Source organism: Piscicoccus intestinalis NBRC 104926, from assembly GCF_001515525.1.
Taxonomy (GTDB): Bacteria; Actinomycetota; Actinomycetes; order Actinomycetales; family Dermatophilaceae; genus Kineosphaera; species Kineosphaera intestinalis.
In genome coordinates this window covers 1-14,317 of the sequence record NZ_BCNQ01000033.1, presented here as the reverse complement: position 1 = coordinate 14,317, position 14,317 = coordinate 1, and the positions used below count along the sequence as shown (strand labels likewise).

15 protein-coding genes are annotated in these 14,317 nt (G+C 72.6%); 11 read left to right on the top strand and 4 right to left on the bottom strand.

Translation table 11 applies throughout. The features are described 5' to 3' along the window. Nucleotides 1–3: 3 nt before the first annotated feature. Nucleotides 4–846, bottom strand: coding sequence for a helix-turn-helix domain-containing protein (locus PINTE_RS07430; RefSeq protein ID WP_068428164.1), 843 nt, complete (start codon nt 844–846; stop codon nt 4–6). Nucleotides 847–1,059: 213 nt separating this feature from the next. Between PINTE_RS07430 and PINTE_RS07425 the strand changes: the two genes are divergently transcribed. The 6 genes from PINTE_RS07425 to PINTE_RS07400 all read left to right on the top strand — a co-directional run bounded on the left by PINTE_RS07425 (nt 1,060) and on the right by PINTE_RS07400 (nt 5,895). Beyond that, the gene (locus PINTE_RS07425) at nt 1,060–1,989 is read left to right on the top strand and encodes an acetamidase/formamidase family protein (RefSeq protein ID WP_068428074.1); all 930 of its coding nucleotides are present in this window, start codon (nt 1,060–1,062) and stop codon (nt 1,987–1,989) included. Nucleotides 1,990–2,154: 165 nt separating this feature from the next. After that, complete coding sequence (locus PINTE_RS07420; protein ID WP_068428071.1) at nt 2,155–3,114, top strand: sulfotransferase family protein; 960 nt, start codon at nt 2,155–2,157, stop codon at nt 3,112–3,114. Nucleotides 3,115–3,127: 13 nt separating this feature from the next. After that, the gene (locus PINTE_RS07415; RefSeq protein WP_068428068.1) at nt 3,128–4,051 is read left to right on the top strand and encodes a hypothetical protein; all 924 of its coding nucleotides are present in this window, start codon (nt 3,128–3,130) and stop codon (nt 4,049–4,051) included. Nucleotides 4,052–4,135: 84 nt separating this feature from the next. After that, nucleotides 4,136–4,678, top strand: coding sequence for a maleylpyruvate isomerase family mycothiol-dependent enzyme (locus PINTE_RS07410; RefSeq protein ID WP_068428065.1), 543 nt, complete (start codon nt 4,136–4,138; stop codon nt 4,676–4,678). A 96-nt stretch (nt 4,679–4,774) separates the two neighbouring features. Continuing rightward, nucleotides 4,775–5,383, top strand: a complete 609-nt coding sequence (locus PINTE_RS07405) for a DJ-1/PfpI family protein (protein ID WP_068428061.1) — start codon at nt 4,775–4,777, stop codon at nt 5,381–5,383. Continuing rightward, entirely contained in the window at nt 5,380–5,895 is a 516-nt protein-coding gene (locus PINTE_RS07400; protein WP_068428059.1) for a MarR family winged helix-turn-helix transcriptional regulator, read from the top strand. Before PINTE_RS07405 ends, PINTE_RS07400 begins: the two co-directional genes overlap by 4 nt. Here the strand turns inward: PINTE_RS07400 and PINTE_RS07395 are convergent. Further along, on the bottom strand, nt 5,877–7,118 hold the full coding sequence (locus PINTE_RS07395) for a citrate/2-methylcitrate synthase (RefSeq protein WP_068428056.1): 1,242 nt from the start codon (nt 7,116–7,118) through the stop codon (nt 5,877–5,879). The genes PINTE_RS07400 and PINTE_RS07395 overlap by 19 nt on opposite strands. 129 nt (nt 7,119–7,247) lie before the next feature. Here PINTE_RS07395 and PINTE_RS07390 point away from each other — a divergent pair, with 129 nt between their 5' ends. Further along, nucleotides 7,248–8,678: a citrate/2-methylcitrate synthase gene (locus PINTE_RS07390; RefSeq protein WP_084343349.1), complete on the top strand. Its 1,431-nt coding sequence runs from the start codon at nt 7,248–7,250 to the stop codon at nt 8,676–8,678. On the opposite strand, the gene PINTE_RS07385 is transcribed toward PINTE_RS07390, so the two are convergent. After that, the gene (locus PINTE_RS07385) at nt 8,594–9,784 is read right to left on the bottom strand and encodes an aminotransferase-like domain-containing protein (RefSeq protein WP_068428052.1); all 1,191 of its coding nucleotides are present in this window, start codon (nt 9,782–9,784) and stop codon (nt 8,594–8,596) included. The two genes, PINTE_RS07390 and PINTE_RS07385, sit on opposite strands and share 85 nt — an antisense overlap. Nucleotides 9,785–9,842: 58 nt before the next feature. Between PINTE_RS07385 and PINTE_RS07380 the strand changes: the two genes are divergently transcribed. Next, complete coding sequence (locus PINTE_RS07380; protein ID WP_068428050.1) at nt 9,843–10,241, top strand: VOC family protein; 399 nt, start codon at nt 9,843–9,845, stop codon at nt 10,239–10,241. Nucleotides 10,242–10,280: 39 nt separating this feature from the next. On the opposite strand, the gene PINTE_RS07375 is transcribed toward PINTE_RS07380, so the two are convergent. After that, nucleotides 10,281–10,685, bottom strand: coding sequence for a hypothetical protein (locus tag PINTE_RS07375; RefSeq protein WP_068428047.1), 405 nt, complete (start codon nt 10,683–10,685; stop codon nt 10,281–10,283). A 249-nt stretch (nt 10,686–10,934) separates the two neighbouring features. Between PINTE_RS07375 and PINTE_RS07370 the strand changes: the two genes are divergently transcribed. From PINTE_RS07370 to PINTE_RS07360, 3 genes are all read left to right on the top strand, one after another. Beyond that, nucleotides 10,935–12,410: a GntP family permease gene (locus PINTE_RS07370; protein ID WP_068428044.1), complete on the top strand. Its 1,476-nt coding sequence runs from the start codon at nt 10,935–10,937 to the stop codon at nt 12,408–12,410. A gap of 73 nt (nt 12,411–12,483) precedes the next feature. Next, complete coding sequence (locus PINTE_RS07365; RefSeq protein ID WP_068428160.1) at nt 12,484–12,942, top strand: HD domain-containing protein; 459 nt, start codon at nt 12,484–12,486, stop codon at nt 12,940–12,942. Between the two features lie 229 nt (nt 12,943–13,171). Continuing rightward, nucleotides 13,172–14,317: glycosyltransferase family 4 protein (locus PINTE_RS07360; protein WP_068428041.1), on the top strand; the 1,146-nt coding region annotated here is incomplete at its 3' end.

The following is a 14,317-nucleotide window of genomic DNA, read 5'->3' as shown; positions in this document are numbered from 1 at the left end:
ATCTCAGCTGAAGCGGGCGGCGAAGCGGCCGGGGGTCAGGCCGGTGGCGGCGCGGAAGTCGCGGGTGAGGTGGGCCTGGTCGGTGTAGCCGAGATCGGCGGCGAGAGCGGCCAGTTCGATGGCCGGATCGCGCAGGCGGCCGGCGGCCTCGTGCAGGCGGCGGCGCCGGATCAGCCACTTCGGTGACAGGCCGAGGCGACGTTGGGTGAGCCGTTGCAGGGTGCGCTCGGTCATGCCGAAGCGCTCGCACAGCTGGGCGACGCGCAGCAGCTGCGGGTCGCCCTCGACCGTCTCGACGACGGTGTTGACGAGCAGGCCCTCGTCATCCACCGGCAGATGCTCCCGCAACGCGGCTTCGACCAGCGACCTGGCCCGGGCCTGCGAGGCCGGGTCGTCCGGGGCCGCCGACATCACCGAGCGAACCGGCTGCACGAGCGCGCCCAGGTCGGCCACCTCACCGAGATCGACGTGGCGGTCGGTGAATTCGTCGACCGACCGCCCGGTCAGCAGGAGCCCGGCCGCCGGCTGCAGCATCACCCCGACGGCCCAGCCGCGGCCGCGCAGCGTCGTCGTCGACAGCCCGGAGACGACTCCGTAGAACCGCGCGTACGAATCGGCGACCACCACGAGGCACACCGGGTACTGCAGCACCCGCTGCGGCGCCTCCCGCCCAGGAAGCACGTGCCACACCGGAATCCAGAACCGACGCGCGAGCGCGGACAGGTCGGCGGCGACGCCGTGGCGGGCGATCGAGAACGTGCGGTCTGCGGGATCCCGCAGGTGAGCGCGCTCGATGTCGTCCGGGGTCGGGGCCGCGGAGCCGCGGGCCGGGTCGCTGCTCGACACCGTGCGCACGCTACCCGCCGAGCCCGTGAATCAGCGTGGGAGATTTCGCCGGGTAGTCGCGGCACAAACTCCCACGCTATGCCGATGAGGAAGCCGACGGCACCCGAGCAGGTGTACAAATGGAGCAATTCGGTCACAGAGCGACCGCCGGACGGAGCGTCAGGCCCCGACCGAGCAGCCCTGGCGCCGTGCAACAGCCCGAGGAGGCGGCACATGACGACGTACGAGATCCCCGAACCACCCTTCCGGCTGTGGAGCCAGGAGCACGAGCCCGTCCTCGCGATCGGCGACGGCGACATCGTCGAGTTCGAGGTGCAGGACGCCTCCGGCGGCGCCCTCGACGATGCCCGCACCGGGGGGCCGGTGCCCGACCTCGACCTCGACCGCATCTACCCGCTGGCCGGCCCGGTGCTCGTCGAGGGCGCCCGCCCCGGCGACGTCGTCGAACTCGAGCCGCTGGAGTACGCGCCCGGAGACTGGGGCTGGACCGCCTCCTACCCCGGCCTCGGGCTCCTGCCCGACGACTTCGCCGAGTCGCACCTGTACCGCTGGACCCTCGACAACCCGGTCTCGACCGATTTCTACGACGTCGCGAGGATCCCGGTGCGGCCGTTTCTCGGTGTCATGGGGGTGACGCCGCAGGTCGACGAGCCCACGCTGGTGATGCCACCCGGGCGCTTCGGCGGCAACCTCGACTGCCGCGACCTCGTCGTCGGCAGCACGCTCTACCTGCCGGTGCAGGTGCCGGGGGCGATGCTCGCCTTCGGCGACCCCCATGCCGCCCAAGGCGACGGCGAGGTGTGCGTGTCGGCCATCGAACTCGGCTCGATGTGCGGCCGGGTGCGGGTGCGGCTGCACCGCGACCGCGCCATCCCCGGCCCGCAGTTCGAGACGTCCGGGCCGCTGCGCGCCGGCATCGGCGACGCCGGCTACCACGCGACGATGGGCGTGACGACCGACCTCATGACCGCCTCCCAGGACGCGGTGCGGGCCATGATCGACCTGCTCGGGCGCGAGTACGGGCTCGAGCCGGCCGACGCCTACCTGCTGTGCAGCGTCGCCGTCGACCTCAAGATCAGCGAGGTCGTCGACCTCGGCACCTGGGTCGTCAGCGCCTACCTGCCGAAATCCGTCATGCGCTGACCGCCTCCGAAGCGGCCAAATCATCGGCTATTCCTAGCTGTTTAATGGGAATTTGACCGCGACCGCGGGGTGCGCCTAGGGTCATGGCGATCGACATCGGCGGCCCGCCTCACGCGCGGTGTCCGCCCGCCCCATCAGCGGTTCACGCACCTCCAGGGATCCGACATGACAGCCCGTTCGACCGGCCCGGACTTCATCATCATCGGCGCGCCCAAGGCGGGCACGACGGCGTTGCACGCCGCCCTCACGCAGCACCCCCAGGTCTTCACGACCACGCCGAAGGAGCCGAAGTACTGGATGTGCGACGACGCCCCGCCGCCCGCGTGGCGCGGCCCGGGTGACGCCCACTCCCAGCAGGAGTGGGTCTGGCGCGAACGCGACTACGAGGCGCTGTTCGCCGGGGCGGCCCCCGATCAGGTACGCGGGGAGAGCACGCCGTTCTACCTGTGGAGCCCGAGCGCCCGCCGTCGCATCGCCGAGCGCCTGCCGAACACGCGGTTCATCGCCGTCATCCGCGACCCGATCGATCGCGCCTACAGCAACTGGATGCACCTGTGGTCCGACGGTCTGGAGCCGGAGGCCGACTTCGAGAAGGCCTTCGCCGCCGAACAAGGCCGGATCGACGACGGCTGGGCGCCGTTCTGGCGCTACCGCGAACTCGGTTTGTACGGAGGTCAACTCGCCGATCTGTTCGAGCGGATCGACCGCTCGCGCGTCATGGTGCTGCGCTACCGCGAACTCATCGACGAGCCCGCCCAAACCCTCGACCGCGTCAGCGAATTCATCGGCGTACAGCCCGGTGTCGTCGACCGCATCCCGCCGAGCAACTCGCGTGGTTACGCCACGCCGGGACTGCGCACGAGTCTCGTCGCGCCCGTCGTGCGGGTGGGCGCCCGGGCCGGCGCGCACGTGCGCCCGCAGGTGTGGCGGGCCGCCTCCAAGCCGATCGTGCGGGTGCTGCAGGACCGCACGCCGCTCCCACGCCCGGCCCTCACCCCGCAGCAGCGCGAGCGGCTCCTGCCCGCGTTCGCCGACGACATCGACCGGCTCGGTGAGGTGCTCGGCCGCGACTGCTCGGACTGGAAGGGCCTTCGGGGCCGCGGATCGTTCGCCTCGCGGGCGTGAGATAAAAGCACACATGCCGCGTACTTTGACCTTGCCCGACCTGGCTGATGCCCGTGTCGTCGTCGCCGCGCCCGCTGCCGGGCCCGGCAACTGGGCCGGCGCCGCCAGCGCCGCGCTCGTCGACGGCGTCTATTGGCTCACCTATCGGGTGCGTCGCCCGCTGGTCGAAGGCCGCGGTGTGACGGTCACCGTCGCGCGCTCCGACGACGGCATCGAGTTCGAGACCGTCGCGGAGGTGCACCGCGATCAGTTCGGCAGCGAGTCGTTCGAGCGGCCCGTGCTCGTGCCGCTGCCCGGCGGCGGCTGGCGGTTATACCTGTCGTGTGCCACAAAGGGGTCGAAGCGCTGGTGGGTCGACAGTCTGACCGCCCCGACGCCCCAGGAGCTGCCCGACGGGCACCGGCGCGTTGTACTGCCCGGTGATGACAAGGTGGCCGTGAAGGATCCGGTCATCCGCACCTGGCCGCGGCCCGACGGCTCGACGGCCTGGTCGATGTGGCTGTGCTGCCACCCGCTCGACGTCGCCGGCGCCGAGGACCGCATGACCACCCGTTGGCTGACCAGCGACGACGGCCTCGAGTGGACCGACCGCGTCGAGGTGCTCGCCGGCCGGGCGGGGGAGTGGGACGAGCGCGGAGCCCGGGTCGCGACCGTGCTCGAACTGGGCGCCGACGGGGAGGCGGTGACCGCGCTCTACGACGGGCGCGCCGATGCCGCCTCCAACTGGTTCGAACGCACCGGCGTCGCGACGAGCGACCCGCTGTCGGGGTCGGCCCGCCTCACTCCCGTCGGCGGCGAGCCGCTGGCCTCGCCGCACTCCGACGGCGCCTGCCGCTACGCCGCCTCCGTCGAACTGCCGGACGGCTCCACGCGGTACTACCTGGAGACGGCCCGCCCCGACGGCGCCCACGACCTCGTCACCTGCGTCGCCGGCTGACGGCCCTGTCGGGAAACGACAAGAACGTCGGCGCACCCGTCTCCTACCGTCGAGGGCAACAGCGATCGACGGTAGGAGACCGGCATGACCACCCACCTGGAGCAGTACGTCAGGCTCGCCGAGCCGTTCGGGCGCATCGTCGCCCAGACGGACGACTGGACGGCACCCTCGCCGTGCGAGGGCTGGTGTGCCGCAGACGTCGTCGAGCACGTGATCAGCACCGAGCGCAGCTTTCTCGGGGCGCACGCCGACGTCGGCGCCGCGCCGGATGTCTCGGCCGATCCGGCCGCCGCCTGGCGCGCACACGACGACCGGGTGCGTGAACTCCTCGCCGACGAGTCCGTCGCCGCAGCCGAATTCGACGGCCACTTCGGGCCGGCCAGCGTCGGCGACACCCCCGTGCGGTTCTACGGCTTCGACCTGCTCGCCCACCGCTGGGACATCGCCCGCTCGCAGGGGCGCGACGAGCGGTTCACCGGCCATGAGCTGGCGATCCTCGAGAACGCCGTCGAGGGGTTCGGCGACGCGCTGTACTCCGAGGGCATCTGTCGGCGCCCGGTCGACGTCGGCGACGACGCCGACCGGCAGACGCGCCTCCTCGCCCTGCTCGGCCGCGACGGGCGGTAGGCCGCAAGGGCTCCTGAGGCTCATCGATACTCGGCTCTTGACAGTGTGCTGTCATCCAGTACTGTGACAGCACACTGTCAAAAGCGAGGTCTCACGATGAACGCTGTGCTGCTCTACCTCACCGACTCCATGGCCGACTGGGAGACGGGTTACGTCACCGGCGGGCTCGCGTTCGCCAACGAGGAGCAGCCGAGGTTCGGCTTCCTCACGGTCGCCGAGAACACGGAGCCGGTGAGCACGATGGGCGGCGTGCGATTGCTGCCCGACATCACGCTGGCCGACGTCGACCCCGCCGACATCGCGCTGCTCGTGCTGCCGGGGGCGCAGACCTGGGAGTCGGGCCACGACCAGGCGCTCGACCTCGCGGAGAAACTCATCGCCGCGGGCCGGCACGTCGCGGCGATCTGCGGCGCCACGCTGGGACTGGCCCGTCGCGGGCTGCTCGACGAGCGCGCCCACACCTCGAACGCGCCGGAATTCCTCACCGCGGCACCGGAGTACAAGGGGCAGGCGCACTACCGCGCCGAGCGGGCGGTCACCGACGGCCCGGTCATCACCGCGGGCGGCACCGCGCCGCTGGAGTTCGCGCGCGAGGTCTTCGCGACGCTGCAGGCGTTCCCGCCCGACGTGCTGGCGGCCTGGTACGGCCTGTACTCCACCGGCGAGCAGCGGTACTTCGAGCAGCTGACCGGCGCGGGCTCGTGAGCCGCAGCGCGGCCGGCGACGCGCTGACCGACATCGTGCTGCCGGTCTTCGAGCTCAACGGCGAGTTTCTCGCCGCGGCGGCCGACATCACCGCGCCGAGCGGGCTCACGCCCGCCTGGTGGCAGGTGCTCGGGGCCACGCTCGAGGAGCCGTTGACGGTCGCCGAGATCGCGCGGCGGGTCGGTCTGGGGCTGGCCCGGCAGAGCGTGCAACGCGTCGCCGACCTGCTCGTCACGCGGGGTTGGGCGCAGTACCAAGACAATCCGGCGCACAAACGCGCCCGCCTGCTGGCGCCGACCCCGTCGGGGCGCCGCGTCCTCGGGCAGCTGCGCCAGGCGCAGCACGCGTGGAGCACCGCGGTCGGCGACGCGGTGGGGCGGGAGGAGCTGGAACGGATGGCGGTGACGATCCGGCGCGTCGTCACCGCCTCCCGCTCCTACCGGCAGGCGCTCGCGGACGCCGACGGAGGCGACCGGCGCGGCAGGCCCGACGCTCAGGCGGCCGACACCTGATCGAGCTCCGGCACCGGCTGCGGCGCCGGGAGCCCGGTGTACCGCGCACTCGGTCGGATGATCTTCGAATCCTGCGCCTGCTCCAGCACGTTCGCGGTCCATCCGATGACCCGGCTCACGGTGAACGTGGGCGTGAACAGGTCGCGGGCCAGCCCCGCCTGCTCCATGACGACCACGGCCCAGAACTCGACGTTGGTGTTCAGCGACCGGCCGGGCTTCAGCTCGGCGAGCACGCGGATGACGGTCTTCTCCACCTCGGTCGCGAATTCGGCCAGGCGGCCGCCGCGCTCCTGCGCGATGCCACGCAGCAGGGCCGCCCGCGGGTCGTCGGTGCGATACACCGCGTGGCCGAACCCCATGATCCGTTCCCCGGAGGTGACCCGGGCCCGCACCCATTCCTCGGCGCGGTCGGGGGAGCCGATGTCGTCGAGCGCGGCGAGGGCCCGGTCCGGCGCCCCGCCATGCAGCGGGCCGCTGAAGGCGCCGATGGCCGAGCACACGGCGGAGGCGACGTCGGCGCCGGTCGACGTCACGACGCGCGCGGTGAACGTCGAGGCGTTGAAGCCGTGGTCGACCGTGCACACGAGGTACTGGTCGATCGCGGATACGTCTCGGGGGTCGCGGGATTCGGGCTCCTGCCCGGTGAGCAGGTAGAGCCACTGCGCGGCCGCCGACAGGCCCGGGCGCGGCGCCAACGGGCTCTCCCCGCGACGCAACCGGTAGATGCCGGCGAGCAGCGTCGGGGTGACCGCGGCGACCCGCATGGCGTCGCGACGACGATCCTCGGGCCGCGCCCCGTAGACGGGCCGCGAGCCCTCGATCGAGGCGAGCATCGACAGGGCGGTGCGCAGCCGCGGCAGCATCGCGCTGCTGCTGCCGGCGGTCGCCAGCGCCGGCAGCATGTCGGCGAGCTGAGGTGGCAGGTCTCGCAGTTCGTCGATCTGCGCACGAAAGTCGACGAGCTCTGCGGAGTCGGGCAGGTGCCCCTCGAACTGCAGGAACCACACGTCCTCGAGCGTGCGGGTGCGGGCCAGGTCGATGGCCGAGTACTGCCGGTAGTGGTAGAAGCCCTCGGAGCCGCGCACGTCGCCGAGCGCGGTGTCGGCGGCGCGCACACCGGCCAGCCCGGCGGGCACGTCGATGAGGCCGCCCGGGCTGGTCGCCGGGGTGGCCACCGGGATGGTCTGCGAGGTGATCGGCGGGGTGCTGGTGGATGCGGTCATGACGCAACCCTCCTGTCGGTCGGCGGCTCGGTCCGGCCGCCGTTGCGGCACACGTTCGTCCTGCCCGCGCGCTATTGTCAACGTTGATCTAGTCAACATCGGGGTTGACCGGCAGGGAGCGGAGGCGCGATGCGAGCGGGGCGACGAGGCCGCCTGGAGCCGGTGGTCATCGACGGGCGAGACCACCTGACGACCGCGCAGACCGCCTCCTACCTGGGGGTACGAACCCAGACGGTGTACGCGTACGTGAGCCGGGGCCTGTTACGGCGCACCACGATCGCCGGCCATCGGGGCAGCTACTTTCCGCTCGCGCAGATCGAAGAACTGCATTCGCGCGGCCGCACCCCGCGCGCGGCGGGCGGGGGCGAACGCATCCACACGCAGATCACCCTCATCGGCGCGGACGACACCCTCTCCTACCGCGGCCGCGAGGTGCAGCGTCTCGTCGCCGACGAGGTCTCCTACGAGGAGGTGTGCGGCCTGCTGTGGGGCGTCGGGGAGCCGGTCGAGCTGCGGGCGCGCCCCGCCGACGCCCCCTTGGTAGCCGCCGCGGTGTCGGCCATGCCCGCGCGGGCGCGCGCCATCGACCTCCTCAAGGTGAGCGTCGACCTGCTCGGCGCCAACGACGCGATGCGCGGCGACCTGCGCCCCGAGGCAGTCGTCGGCGCGGGCGCCCGGATTCTCGGCGCCGCGGTCGACGCGCTCGCGCTGCGAGCCTCGGCCGACGCCGACCCGCCGGACCGCACCCGCGTCGACCGGCCTCGAAGCACCGACACCGGCCGGCCGGGCCACACCGACGCCAACCAGCCGCGAGGCACGGACACCGACCGGCCGGGCCACACCGGCTCCCTGGCGGGGCGGCTCGTACGTGCCCTCGGCGGCCCGGCGACCCCGCAGGCGGAGGCGCTGCTCGACGCGGTGCTCGTGCTCATGGCCGATCACGACCTGGCGATGTCGACGCGGGCGGCGCGGGTGGCGGCGAGCACCCGCGCGCACCCCTACGCGGTCGTCGGGGCCGCGCTCGGCGCGATGGACAGCCCGATGCACGGCAGCAGCCCGCGGGCGACCTACCGGATCGTCGCCGAAGCCATCGACTCACCCGACGCATGCATCGCGCACATCGTCGAATCAGGCTCGGCACCAACCGGTTTCGGGCATCAGATGTATCGCGAACGCGATCCGCGCGCGCAGTGCCTGGCCCGCCTGCTGCGCGCCTACGCCCCCGAGCATCCCGCGGTGCTGGCGACGGACCGGCTCACCGAGGCGATCGAACCGTGGGCGCAGACCTTCGGCAACAGCGACCTGTGGCTCGGCACCCTCGCCCACGTGCTCGGCTGGCGCGCGGAGGCGGGCGCGCTCGTCTTCATGCTCGCCCGGACGGCGGGCTGGGTCGCGCACGCGCTCGAGGAGTACGAGGCCGAGCCGCTGCGCTACCGGATCGCCGGCGTCTACGTCGGGGTGCGTCCGCGCGAGGATCAGCGCCGGGACAACTCGGCGCCGAGCAGCTCGCCGAGCCGTCCCACCGCGTCGACCATGACGTCGTCGGCCACCCCGGAGTAGCTGAACCGGGCGTGGTTGGCCTCCTGGCGCACGGGGTAGAACGTCGCGCCCGGCACGTAAGCGACGCGGGCCTGCGGGAGGGCGACGCGCGCCATGAAGTCGGCGGCGTCGAACCCCTCCGGGAAGGTGACCCACGTGAACAGGCCCCCGTCGGGCTCGGTGAAGCTCACCTCGCCGGGGAAGGTCTCGCGCATCGTCTTGACCATGAGATCCCGCTTGTGTCCGTAGCGTTCGCGGATCTCCGCGATGTGCTCGTCGAGGTCGAAGTCGGTCAGCAGCCGGGCGGTGACGCTCATGCTCAGCGTCGCGGTCTGGGTGTCGGCGGCGAGCTTGAGCAGACCCAAAGGTTCGAGCAGCTCGGGCGCGGCGGCGACCCAGCCGAGCCGAAGCCCGGGCGCGAGGATCTTGCTGAAACTGCCCAGGTGCACGACCCGCCCGGCCGTATCGAGGGCGCGCAGCGTGGGCACCGGCTCCCCGGCGAAGCGCAGCGCCCGATACGGGGTGTCCTCCAGCACGAGGAAGTCGTACCGCGCCGCGAGCTCGAGCAGGTGGCGGCGCCGGGCCAGGCTCATCGTCGTGCCGGTCGGGTTCGCGAAATCCGGGACGACGTAGACGAACCGGGGCCGGGCGCCGCGGGACAGCTCGGACTCCAGCGCCGCGGTGTCCATGCCCTCGTCGTCACCGGGCACGCCGAGGTAGCTCGGCTCGTACGGGTTGAACGCGATGAGCGCGCCGAGGAACGTCGGGTTGTCGGTGACGACGAGGTCACCCGGGTCGAGCAGCAGCTTGGCGACGAAGTCCAGGCCCTGCTGCGCCCCCTGCAGGATGAGCACGTCGTCGGAGCCGGTGGGGGCGCCGTCGGCGGTGAGCCGGGCCGCGACCTGGGCCCGCAGCTGCGGCAGCCCGACGGTCGCCGTGTACTGCAGCGCGGTGCGGGCCGAGGTCGTCAGCACCTGCTCGTAGGCCTCCCGCAGCGCGGTCACCGGAAACGTCGCCGGGTCCGGGTAGCCGCCGCCGAACGAGGTGATCGTCGGGTCGTCCCCCAGTCGCAGCAGTTCTCGGATCGCCGAGGGCTGCACCCGCTCCATGCGCGTGGCGAACCGCATGACCGCCTCCTGACACGTGTGGTGCAGTCACGGTAGCCCGCCGTGCCACCCTCGACCCATGACCGGAATCAGGAGCCTGTCCGGCTGGCTCGGCATCGCGCTCGACGCCCGCGACCCGCGGGCGCTGGCCGGTTTCTACTCGCGGCTGCTCGGCTGGCCGATCAGCAGCGAGGATCCGACGTGGGTGACGATCGCGATGCCCGGGCACCCGGCCAACCTCGCGTTCCAGTTCGACCCGCACCACGAACCGCCCACCTGGCCCTCCGAGCCCGGATCGCCCACGCAGCAACTGCATCTCGACCTCGGCGTCACCGACCTGGAGGCGGCGGTCGCCGACGCGCTCGAGCTGGGCGCCCGGCTCGCCGCGCATCAACCGCAGGAGGACGTGCGGGTGCTGCTCGACCCCGAAGGTCACCCTTTCTGTCTCTACATCGACGACGAGCCGCCCGCGGGCTGAGGCGACAACCCGACGCCCGAGGCGGTCACGAACCGGGCCTCACCACTGCACGCCCGCCGCCATGAGCGCGGTCTCGACCTCGTAGCGCTGCGCGTCGGACAGCGGCGGCGTACCGGCCGGCGACTCCAGGCCCAGGGCCCGGCAGGCCTGCACGAGGGCGTCGTCGTAGGCGGCGGTGGTGGCGCGCACCTGCAGGCGCCGACCGGGCCGGTCCTGCGCTCGCACCCGCTGCACCTCGTCGGCCAGCCGCGCCAACTCCAGTTCGTGCAGCACCTGCGGCATGGAGTCGGTGCCGGCGGCGGGGGCGGAGCGGCGGCGGTCGATCTGCTCGACCCAGGGCGGCGGCGCGCCGGTGACCAGCCACCGCAACCCCGCGGCCATCGCCGGCGCGGACGCCACGAAACCGGCCGCGACCGCCGCGTACCGCAGCATGTTCTTGTTCATCTGCCCCACCCCCGCGGCCATTCTCGATGGCGGTGTGGGTGTCGGCAACACCACGCCGACCGGGCCGGGCCGCCGAACGCAGCCGACCCGGGCAGCGGGGCGAGCGCGGATCACGGTTGCGCTACGAGGCAGCAAGGTGTGTGGTGGGCGGGGCGGGCGCGGGCTACCTTGTCGCGACGGCGCCGCCGGATCGACGGCACCGGACGTGAGACAAGGACGCCACGCGTCACTCCCTTCTAAGGAGACAGAATGCTCGGCCTCATCGGCATCATCCTGTCGCTGGTACTGCTCATCTTCTTCGCCTACCGCGGAGTCAATGTGCTGGTGCTGGCTCCGCTCTGCGCGTTGTTCGCGACGCTGTTCGCCGCCGGGCCCCTGCTGGCCACCTACACGCAGGTGTTCATGCCGGCGCTCGGCAAGTACGTGGTCACGTACTTCCCGCTGTTCATGCTCGGCGCGATCTTCGGCAAGCTCATGGACGACTCGGGATCGGCGCGGGCCATCGCCCACGCGATCGTCGACCGGATCGGCGGCCGCCACGCGATCCTCGCGATCGTGCTGGCCTGCGCGATCCTGACCTACGGCGGGGTCTCGCTGTTCGTCGTGGCGTTCGCGGTGTTCCCGATCGCCGCGGCCCTGTTCCGGGAGGCGGGCGTGCCCAAGCGCCTCATCCCCGGCGCCATCGCCCTCGGTTCGTTCACGTTCACGATGACGGCGCTGCCCGGCACCCCGGCGATCCAGAACGCCATCCCCAACCCGTTCTTCGGCACCAACGCGTTCGCCGCCCCGGGACTGGGCATCATCGCGGGCATCATCATGTTCGTCGGCGGCATGGCCTGGCTGCTGTGGGTCCAGCGCCGCGCGCACGCGGCCGGCGAGGGCTACGACGACGGCCCGCTCATGCGGCCGCGCAAGGGCGACGCCCCCGTGCGGGGCGCCGGGGGCCACGGCGGCACCGCGGAGGCCGAGCCCGAGCGGGAGTCCGACGTCAAGGTCGACGGCGCGCCGGCCACCGACCTGCCGAGGGCACCGTTCCTTTTCGCCCTGCTGCCGATCCTCGTCGTCATCACGGTGAACTTCGCCCTCGTGCGCTGGATCATCCCGTCGCTGGACACCAGCTACCTCGCGCAGGAGGAGTACGGCGGCGTGCGGCTGAGCGCGGTCTCCGGTATCTGGGCGATCATCGTCTCGCTCGTCCTCGCCTGCGTGCTCGTCATCCTGCTCAACCTCAAGCGCCTGAAGAGCACCAAGGACTCGATCAACAAGGGCACGATGGGCTCGCTGTTGCCGATCTTCAACACCGCCAGCGAGGTCGGCTACGGCGCGGTCATCGCCTCGCTGCCGGCGTTCATGATGATCCGCGACGCGGTGCTCGGCATCTCCGGTAACCCGCTGATCAACCTCGCGGTCGCGGTCAACGTGCTCGCCGGTATCACGGGCTCGGCGTCCGGCGGTATGTCGATCGCGCTCGAGGCGCTCGGCGAGACGTTCCGGCAGCAGGCCGAGCTGCAGGGCATCAGCCTCGAGCTCATGCACCGGGTCACCGCGATCTCCTCCGGCGGCTTCGACGCGCTGCCGCACAACGGCGCGGTGGTCACGCTGCTCGCGATCTGCGGGTTGACCCACCGGCAGTCGTACAAGGACATCGGCGTCGTCGCCGTGGCGGTCCCCGTGCTGGCGCTCATCGTCGTCATCGCGCTGGGCACCGCGTTCGGCGGCTTCTGATCCGACGCGCCCGGCCCCCCGCCCCACGGGTTGGGGGGCCGGTTCGCGTCCGCGGGCGAGAAAATCGGTGACCATGAACAGCGAGGCGGACCTGGTGCGGCGCGCCCGCGAACTCGCCGAACGTGCGCACGCCGGGCAGGTCGACAAGGCGGGCGCGGCGTACGTCGAGCACCCGGCTCGAGTGGCGCGGCGCGTGGCCGGCGACGGGGGTGACGGCGCCGCGGTGGCGGCCGCGTGGTTGCACGACGTGCTGGAGGACACCCCGATCGAGGCCGCCGAGCTCGCCGCGAGTTTCCCGGCGCCGGTCGTGGCCGCCGTGCGGGCGTTGACCCGGCTCCCCGGCCAGGATCTCGACGACTACTACGCCGCGGTGCGGGCCGACCCGATCGCGGTGCGCGTCAAGCGCGCCGACCTCGCCGACAACACCGACCCGGCTCGATTGGCCCGGCTCGACGCCGCGACCAGGGAGCGGCTGACCGCCAAATACGCCCGTGCCGCGGCCGCGCTCGAGACCGGCCGAAGACAGTGGTAGATCTGCCGCGACTGCGCGGCGGAATCTCCCACCGTCTTCTGGCCCCGGCGACGGCCGGGGCGGCGCTCTGGCCCCGAGCCGGGTCGGGGGCCTTCGCGACGGGCCGAATCGGGGCCTGTGCGAGGGCGTACCGGCCGTGACGGATACTGGAGCGTCAGGTGAACAGGACTGAATCAGGCGCCGGCCGCTGTCGGCTCGCGCCCTTGCGGATCGGGGGCCGCCGGTGCTCATGGGTGGAGGCGAGCAACGCCCTCTGCGCATCGCGCTGTTGTCGTACCGCAGCAAGCCGCACTCCGGCGGCCAGGGCATCTACGTGCGCCACCTCTCCCGCGAGCTGGCCGCGCTCGGCCACGACGTCACGGTCTTCTCCGGGCAGCCGTACCCCGAACTCGACCGGCTCGGCGACGGCGTGCGGCTGCGGAAGGTGCCCAGCCTCGACCTGTATCGCGAACCCGACCCGTTCCGGGTGCCGCGGCCGCGCGAGTACCGCGACGGCATCGACGTGCTCGAGGTCGCAACGATGTTCACCGGCGGCTTCGGCGAGCCGCTGACGTTCAGCCTGCGCGTGGCCCGCCTGCTGCGCGAGCTCGACCGCGCCGGGGAGCGCTTCGACATCGTGCACGATAACCAGACGCTGGGGTACGGGCTCCTCGACGTGCAGCGCCGCTGGCCGATGGTCACGACGATCCACCACCCGATCAGCCGCGACCTGCGCACCGACCTGGCCGCGGCCCGCGGCTGGCGCCGCCTGAGCCTGCGCCGCTGGTACGGCTTCGTGCGCATGCAGGGGCGGGTGGCGCGCCGGCTGCAGCGGGTGCTCACCGTCTCCGTGAGTTCGGCGCGCGACATCGCCACCGACTTCCGCGTGCGCCCGGAGGCGGTCAGCGTGGTGCCGCTCGGGGTCGACACCACGGTCTTCGCGCCGCGCGAGCGGGCCCGCGTCGAGGGGCGCGTCGTCGCGATGGCCAGCGCCGACACCCCGCTCAAGGGCGTCGACACCCTGCTGGCCGCCGTCGCGCAGACCCCCGCGGTGCGCGAACTCGTGCTCGTCGCGACGCCCGGCCCGCGCACCCGGCGCCTGCTGGCGCAGCTGCGGCTCGGCGACCGAGTGCGTTTCGTCGCCGGCATCAGCGACGCCGAACTCGCCGATCTCGTCGCGTCGGCGCAGGTGGCGTGCGTGCCGTCGCGGTACGAGGGGTTCTCGCTGCCGGCCGTCGAGGCCCTGGCGTGCGGCACCCCGGTCGTCGCGAGCCGGGCCGGTGCCCTGCCCGAGGTGCTCGGCGAGGACGGCTCGTGCGCCCAGCTCGTGCCGCCCGCCGACGCCGCCGCGCTGCGGGACGCGCTGCAGGCGCTGCTGACCGATCCGGCCCGCCGC

Coding starts and splice junctions, on each gene's coding strand:
- PINTE_RS07420 (WP_068428071.1), top strand. CDS start 2,155: ATGACAGCCCGTTCGACCGGCCCGGACTTCATCATCATCGGCGCGCCC.
- PINTE_RS07395 (WP_068428056.1), bottom strand. CDS start 7,118: ATGACCGCATCCACCAGCACCCCGCCGATCACCTCGCAGACCATCCCG.
- PINTE_RS07365 (WP_068428160.1), top strand. CDS start 12,484: ATGAACAGCGAGGCGGACCTGGTGCGGCGCGCCCGCGAACTCGCCGAA.
- PINTE_RS07375 (WP_068428047.1), bottom strand. CDS start 10,685: ATGAACAAGAACATGCTGCGGTACGCGGCGGTCGCGGCCGGTTTCGTG.
- PINTE_RS07390 (WP_084343349.1), top strand. CDS start 7,248: ATGCGAGCGGGGCGACGAGGCCGCCTGGAGCCGGTGGTCATCGACGGG.
- PINTE_RS07415 (WP_068428068.1), top strand. CDS start 3,128: ATGCCGCGTACTTTGACCTTGCCCGACCTGGCTGATGCCCGTGTCGTC.
- PINTE_RS07380 (WP_068428050.1), top strand. CDS start 9,843: ATGACCGGAATCAGGAGCCTGTCCGGCTGGCTCGGCATCGCGCTCGAC.
- PINTE_RS07425 (WP_068428074.1), top strand. CDS start 1,060: ATGACGACGTACGAGATCCCCGAACCACCCTTCCGGCTGTGGAGCCAG.
- PINTE_RS07410 (WP_068428065.1), top strand. CDS start 4,136: ATGACCACCCACCTGGAGCAGTACGTCAGGCTCGCCGAGCCGTTCGGG.
- PINTE_RS07385 (WP_068428052.1), bottom strand. CDS start 9,784: ATGCGGTTCGCCACGCGCATGGAGCGGGTGCAGCCCTCGGCGATCCGA.
- PINTE_RS07405 (WP_068428061.1), top strand. CDS start 4,775: ATGAACGCTGTGCTGCTCTACCTCACCGACTCCATGGCCGACTGGGAG.
- PINTE_RS07370 (WP_068428044.1), top strand. CDS start 10,935: ATGCTCGGCCTCATCGGCATCATCCTGTCGCTGGTACTGCTCATCTTC.